This window comes from Blastomonas sp. (assembly GCF_030373265.1).
Taxonomy (GTDB): domain Bacteria; phylum Pseudomonadota; class Alphaproteobacteria; order Sphingomonadales; family Sphingomonadaceae; genus Blastomonas.
On record NZ_JAUCZC010000052.1, the window covers coordinates 1 to 6,580 of the forward strand.

Sequence of the window (6,580 nt, forward strand, 5' to 3'; positions counted from 1 at the left end):
AACACCTCCACTATGGCACATCGATGCCGTCGGGGGGCGTCCACCCCATCACCCACAAGTGGTCGTTCCCGATGCATCGGCATTTCACCAAATCCGGCAGCCAGCCGGCTTTTCCGTCATCCCGGGCTTGACCCGGGACCCAGGGCTTTAATTCCAAGCGGCGCATATGATCGCTCTGGGCCCCGGATCAAGTCCGGGGTGACGATGATAGGTGGGGCGGCTTTCCACCCATTATCCGTTATTCAATAAGATCGGTCGATCGCCCGATAGCAGACATCCCAACGCCCTACCCGCAGCGCTCGTTGAACGACGGCCCTCACAAACGGCCGCAAAGCCCCGCGCTTACTTCCCCGTCCAGTTCGGAGCCCTCTTCTGCGCGAATGCGGCGGCACCTTCTCGCGCGTCCTGAGACACGATCACCGCGCCGACGATGGCCTGCTGCTTGGCCCACATCTCCTCATCGCTCCAGCCGCGCGATTCGACGATGACCTGTTTGGAGACGCGCACCGCGAGCGGGCCGTTGGCGCTGATCTTGGCGGCGAGTTCGAGCGCGCCGTCGATCGCGGGGGTTTCGACCACGCGGTTGACGAAGCCGATCTCATAGCCGCGCTGCGCCGAGATGAAATCGCCGGTCAGCGCCAGCTCCATCGCGATGCGCGGCGGCACCTGGCGCGGCAGGCGCATCAGGCCACCGGCGGCAGCAGCCAGACCGCGCTTGGTTTCGGGGATGCCGAACTGCGCCTTGGCGTTGGCAACCAGCAGATCGCAGGTGATCGCGACCTCCATCCCGCCTGCCAGCGCATAGCCATCGACCGCGGCGATCAGCGGCTTCTTGGGCGGGGATTCGACAAAGCCGGCGAAACCCTTGCCCTTAACCACTGGCAGTTCGCCGGTGAGGAAGGCTTTCAGGTCCATGCCCGAGCAGAACGTGCCGCCTGCGCCGGTGACGATGCCAACGCGCAGGTCGTTATTGGCGTCGAGTTCGTCCATCGCTGCGGCCATCGCTTCGGCGACCGCGCGGTTCACCGCGTTCTTCGCCTCGGGCCGGTTGATGGTCATGACCAGAACGCCGTTTTCGACCTGGGTGGTGACTTCAGACATAAGAATTCTCCCAAAAAGCCCCTCCCCTTGGCAGGGAGGGGTTGGGGTGGGGAATATGCTTCCCGCCGCCCCCTCTCCCAACTTCGCCTAGCCCGGCTGCGCCGGACCAAGGCTGCGTATCCCTCTCCCCTCAAGGGGAGAGGGCGCTAGAACAACAGATCGGCCAGCTTCGACCGGTGCCAGGCGGCGTCGCCATATTGGCTGGCGTGCCAGATCGCGCTGCGGCGGTAGAGGCCCGCGTCGCAATCATGGGTGAAGCCGAAGCCGCCGTGGAACTGCACCGCACGATCGGCGGCGAAGCTGTAGGCCTTGTCGGCGGACGCCTTTGCCATCCGCACCGCGATCTCGCCGACGCCCTGCTGGCCGAAATTGTGCGCGGCGCTGAGCATGTGCGAGCGCGCCTTTTCATACCCCACATAGGCGTTGGTGATCGGGTGCTTGAGCGCCTGATATTCGCCGATCAGCTTGCCGAACTGCTTGCGGGTCTTGAGGTACTCGATCGTATAGTCGATCGCGCTCTGCGTCCCGCCGCACATTTCGGCGGCCTGCAGCAACGCGCTCGCCAGCTCGATTTGCGTGAGCGCCGTGCCCGAGCGCCCGGCATCGAGCAGCGCCGAGGCGGGAATATGGATCCCGTCCAAGGTCAGCTCATAGCTGCGCTTGGTCTCGTCGATGATGATTTCGCGGCGGAGCGCGGCGTCGGGGATCGCCGAACGTTCGATCAGTGCCAGCCGCACCTGCCCATCGAGCGTGACCGACGCGATCACCAACGCGGCGTGCTGCGCATAAACCACGAACTGCTTGGTGCCGGAGAGCACATAGCCGTCACCGCTGGCCTTGGCGGTCGCCTCGACATGGGCCAAGTTCCAGTCGCCATGCGGTTCGGTCAGCGCCAGCGTCGCCACCTCGCCCGCGACGATGCGCGGCAGCCATTGCCCGCACTGCGCTGCGTCCCCCGCCGCGAGCAGCGCCTGCGCGGCGATGGTGCAGGTCGCAAATGGCGTCGCCAGCAGCCGCCGCCCCATCTGCTCGGCGATCGGAGCGACCTCGGCCATCGACAGGCCGACCCCGCCCTGCGCTTCGGGGATGGCGATACCCAGCCAGCCGAGATCGACGATCTCCTGCCAGACGGCGGGGTCATAGCCATGGTCGTCCTCGATCAGCTTGCGCACCTTGTCGATCGGCGACTTGTCGCGGCAGAAATTGGTCGCGACATCCATCAACTCGATCTGTTCTTCGCTGTAGCTCAGCCCGCCAAGATGATCGGCGAGATTTCCTTCACTGAATGCCATGCGTAATCCTTTTGCTGTCGCGCAACGTAATGCGAAAAACCGGTTCCCACTTTTTCGCGTTGCGCTTTAGCGTCCCTTCGGCAGGCCGAGCACATGCTCGGCGATGATGTTGCGCTGGATCTCCGACGTGCCGCCGCCGATGGTTGCGGAGAAGCTGTTGAGATAGCTGCGGTGCCAATAACCGTTGTCGACCGCGCACGGATCGTCGACATAATAGCCTCCGCGCGTGCCCTGGAAGCTGAGCGAGAACTCGGTGAGCTCGCGGATCATTTCGGTGCGCGCGAGCTTGTTCATCAGCGCGAGACCCATCGGGCGGTCCTGCACCAAAGGCCCCATGCGGCGGCGCTGGTTGTTGAGGTTGAGCGCCTGGATATCCATCATGAAATCGACCATGCGATCCTTCATCACCGGATCGTCGAGCAGCGGCTTGCCGCCGCGCTGCGACTCCCGCGCCAGCTCGACCACACCCATCGCGTCGAGTTCTTTCAGGAAATAGCCGCCCGCCAGGTTCACCTTGGCGCCGCGCTCATATTCCAGCGTCTTCATCGCGATCTGCCAGCCATCCCCCTCATTGCCCATCAGGCACTCGGCGGGAATGCGCGCATCGGTGAAGAAGCATTGCACAAAGCCATATTCGCCCGTGAGCTTCCTGATCCGCCGCGTCTCGATCCCCGGCGCGTGCATCGGCGAGAGGAAGAAGCTCAAGCCGGCGTACTTGCTCGCCCCCTCGTTCGAGGTGCGCGCGAGCAGAATCATGTACTTGGCGCGGTCGCCCAAAGAGGTCCAGATCTTCGAGCCGTTGAGGACGTACTCATCGCCATCACGGACGGCCTTGAGCTGCGCGTTGCCGAGATCAGAACCGTTTTCAGGCTCGGAGAAACCCTGACACCAGATATCCTCTGCGGTGAGCATCCCCCTGATGTACTTCTTTTTCTCTTCCTCGCTGCCGATGTCCATGATCAGCGGTCCGGCCCAGCCGATGCCGATCGCATTGAGCATGATCGGGCCGTCGTACTTCTTCATCACCTTGGTGGCGATGCGCTGGAAATCGGGGTGCAGCCCGCCGCCGCCATATTCGACAGGCCAGCTCGCGCCGAGATAGCCCGCCTCATAGACCTTGCGCTGCCAGGCACAGAGGAACTCGAACTGCTGATCGGTGCTGACCTCCATGAAGGTCAGCGGCAGCATGAAGCCGGGATCCTTGGGGGTGTTCTCGCGAAACCAGGCATCGGCCTGGGCTTCGTAGTCGGCCAGCTCGGCTGGCGTGGGGCGCGATGACATCTCTCTCTCCTGCTCGTTCGGACGACGAAGGCGCAGCTGGATTCGCGCTCGTTTAATCGTTCGGTTAAAACAGGTATGCAAGCGCGCGCGGCGATTGTCTAGGGGCCATGACTATCCCAAAACCGTCACCCCCGTACACGCGGGGGTCCCGCTCTTTCCGTACGATCGCGCAGCAGCGGGATTCCCGCGTGCGCGGAAATCACGAGTTCAGGGCTGTTGCACAGGCCGACAATAAGACTGCTCGCGATCCTGCGCCACCGCATCGAAGTCCGCCGCATCATTGAGCAGCACCCGCAGCAGCGCGACGCCCTTCGCGCTGGGCATCGTGATCCTGCGCGCGCCGTCCGGCACCGTCTGATCCACCGTCGCCAGCACGATCTCGACCGGCTCGCCACGACTTTCCCGATCGCTCTCGACAAACGCGACGTTGGTCTCGCTGTCGAACACGGTGAGCGACCAGTAGTGATCGGGCACAGGCTGGGCATGAAACCGGATCGGGCCAGCGCTGAGGTCGAAGGCGCACACCGAATAGGCAAGGTCCGGGCTGGGCCGGACGATGGTCTGCCGCTCGGCGGTAACCTGCGGCGAGTGGGTCATCCGGTTGACCCCCGCCTGCTCGGCCAGCCGTTCCCAGGCGCGGCCCATGATGAACTGCGGCGCCGCCGCAAGCGTCAGATACCAGCCGGCGAGCGCTGCCAGGCAGGCGATGGCGAAAGGTCCGATCCAGCGCGTCATGATGTGCACTCCCGGCGCTCGATCCGCGGGAGATCGACCGATCCGCGCTGGCGCAGCAGCTGCGGCGACGGGTGATAGGCGCGCAGCGTCAGTTCAAAGGGCTGCGCATCTGGCATCGCGATCCAGTGCGGCCCTGTTCGCTGGCGCGCGATATCGACCTGCCATCGGCCTGCCTCAGCCGGCGTGAGCGCGGCGCTGCCCAGCGAATGCGCGCGCGCGGCGTTGGGGATGAGATAGCCCTTGGCGTCATACAGCGTCAGACTCCACCAGCGCGCATCGATCGCGCCGCCCGAGACGGTATAGCGGCACGCCCCTGTGAGCTTGCGCCCGGCGCTGTCCTCGGCGGCATTGAAATAGATCGCCTCGCGCTCGGGCAGCGCCAGGAGGCCGCGCAGCGCCACCGAGGCGCGGGTGGCGACGCTGGCGTCCGCCGTGCCGATCTTCTCGCCGGTGCGCCACGGTCCGGCGGTGATGCCATCGGCGGCGAAACTCTGGCGCAGCTGCAGCACCGCCGTGCCGGCGCCCAGCGCCAATCCGGCTGCCAGCATCAATCCGTAGCGAACTCCCGCGTGCATGACCCCTCCTGTTTTGACACAGGCTATGCCGGAAGGTGGCAGGCTATGGCAAGGGGGGATGCTTGACGCATGGACCAGGGGACCGGATCACCGTTGGCAGGTCCCCTGCGAAGGCAGGGGCCCATCTTCGGACGGCTCGGATATCCGCCAACTGGTGCTATACACGCACGGGCAGGAGATGGGCCCCTGTCTTCGCAGGGGACCATCTTACCCTATCAGTGCAGGACTTTCGTCGGGCTGCGTAAATCAACCCTTCTTCAGCGCCGCCTGTGCCGCCGCGAGCCGGGCAATCGGCACGCGATAGGGCGAGGCGCTGACGTAATCCAAGCCGACGGTCTCGCAGAACGCGATGCTGGCAGGATCGCCGCCATGTTCGCCGCAGATGCCCAGCTTGATGTCGGGGCGCGTCTTGCGGCCCTTTTCGACAGCAATTTCAATCAGTTGTCCGACACCTTCGATATCGAGACTGACGAACGGATCGCGCGCAAAAATGCCCTTGTCGACATATTGCGTGAGGAACCGTCCGGCATCGTCACGGCTGACGCCCAGCGTGGTCTGGGTAAGGTCATTGGTGCCAAAGCTGAAGAACTCGCCGACCTCGGCGATTTCGTCGGCCATCAGCGCCGCGCGCGGCAGCTCGATCATCGTCCCGACGAGATACTCGATCCGGCGGCCCTTTTCGGCGAACACCAGCTCGGCAGCGGTATCCACGACCTTCTTCATCAGTTCGAGCTCGCGCCGTGTGGCGACCAGCGGGATCATCACCTCGGGGATCGGCGCGGCGCCGCTCTTGGCCGCGACATCGCACGCCGCCTCGAAGATCGCCCGCGCCTGGATCTCGTAGATCTCAGGATAGGTCACCCCAAGACGACAACCGCGATGGCCCAGCATCGGATTGAACTCGTGCAGCTCGTTGGCACGGCGCTTGAGCACTTCGATGCCGACGCCGGCGGCTTCGGCGACCTCGGCGAACTCGTTCTCGCTGTGCGGCAGGAACTCGTGCAGCGGCGGATCGAGCAGGCGGATGGTGACAGGCAGCCCCGCCATCACCTCGAAGATGCTGTGGAAGTCGGCGCGCTGTTCGGGCAGCAGCTTTTCGAGCGCGGCCCGCCTGCCCGCCTCGTCCTCGGCGAGGATCATCTGGCGGACGTTGGTGATGCGGCTGGCTTCGAAGAACATGTGCTCGGTGCGGCACAGACCGATGCCCTCGGCGCCGAAATCGCGCGCGACGCGGCAATCCTCGGGGGTTTCGGCATTGGTGCGCACCTTGAGGCGGCGGACCTTGTCGGCCCAGCCCATCAGCACGCCGAAATCGCCGACCAGTTCGGGCTGCACGGTGGGCACCGAGCCCATCATCACTTCGCCGGTGGTGCCGTCGATGGTGATGGTGTCGCCCTCGCGCAGCTCGCGCTTGCCGATGCGCAGCAATTTCGTCTTGGTGTCGATCGACAGGCTGCCCGCGCCCGAGACGCAGGGACGGCCCATGCCGCGTGCAACCACCGCAGCGTGTGACGTCATGCCGCCACGCGCGGTGAGAATGCCGCGCGCCGCGTGCATGCCGTGGATGTCCTCGGGGCTGGTCTCGATGCGCACCAG

Annotated in this window: 6 protein-coding genes; all 6 read right to left on the bottom strand. The window is 64.9% G+C overall.

What is annotated here, in order from left to right; genetic code table 11:
- Positions 1-342 precede the first annotated feature (342 nt).
- The gene (locus QUV11_RS16955) at positions 343-1,101 is read right to left on the bottom strand and encodes a crotonase/enoyl-CoA hydratase family protein (RefSeq protein WP_300884164.1); all 759 of its coding nucleotides are present in this window, start codon (positions 1,099-1,101) and stop codon (positions 343-345) included.
- Between the two features lie 146 nt (positions 1,102-1,247).
- Positions 1,248-2,393 (bottom strand): acyl-CoA dehydrogenase family protein, encoded by a 1,146-nt coding sequence (locus tag QUV11_RS16960; protein ID WP_300884167.1) that lies wholly within the window; start codon positions 2,391-2,393, stop codon positions 1,248-1,250.
- Positions 2,394-2,459: 66 nt separating this feature from the next.
- Positions 2,460-3,674 (bottom strand): acyl-CoA dehydrogenase family protein, encoded by a 1,215-nt coding sequence (locus QUV11_RS16965; protein ID WP_300884169.1) that lies wholly within the window; start codon positions 3,672-3,674, stop codon positions 2,460-2,462.
- Positions 3,675-3,881: 207 nt separating this feature from the next.
- Entirely contained in the window at positions 3,882-4,409 is a 528-nt protein-coding gene (locus tag QUV11_RS16970) for a DUF1254 domain-containing protein (protein WP_300884171.1), read from the bottom strand.
- Positions 4,406-4,984, bottom strand: a complete 579-nt coding sequence (locus tag QUV11_RS16975; protein ID WP_300884173.1) for a DUF1214 domain-containing protein — start codon at positions 4,982-4,984, stop codon at positions 4,406-4,408. The genes QUV11_RS16970 and QUV11_RS16975 overlap by 4 nt, the downstream gene beginning before the upstream one ends.
- 246 nt (positions 4,985-5,230) lie before the next feature.
- On the bottom strand, positions 5,231-6,580 hold a 1,350-nt coding region (locus QUV11_RS16980; protein ID WP_300884175.1), incomplete at its 5' end, for a putative PEP-binding protein.

Excerpts from the sequence above, each read along its gene's own strand:
- QUV11_RS16955 (WP_300884164.1), bottom strand. The coding sequence starts at position 1,101 with ATGTCTGAAGTCACCACCCAGGTCGAAAACGGCGTTCTGGTCATGACC.
- QUV11_RS16960 (WP_300884167.1), bottom strand. The coding sequence starts at position 2,393 with ATGGCATTCAGTGAAGGAAATCTCGCCGATCATCTTGGCGGGCTGAGC.
- QUV11_RS16965 (WP_300884169.1), bottom strand. The coding sequence starts at position 3,674 with ATGTCATCGCGCCCCACGCCAGCCGAGCTGGCCGACTACGAAGCCCAG.
- QUV11_RS16970 (WP_300884171.1), bottom strand. The coding sequence starts at position 4,409 with ATGACGCGCTGGATCGGACCTTTCGCCATCGCCTGCCTGGCAGCGCTC.
- QUV11_RS16975 (WP_300884173.1), bottom strand. The coding sequence starts at position 4,984 with ATGCACGCGGGAGTTCGCTACGGATTGATGCTGGCAGCCGGATTGGCG.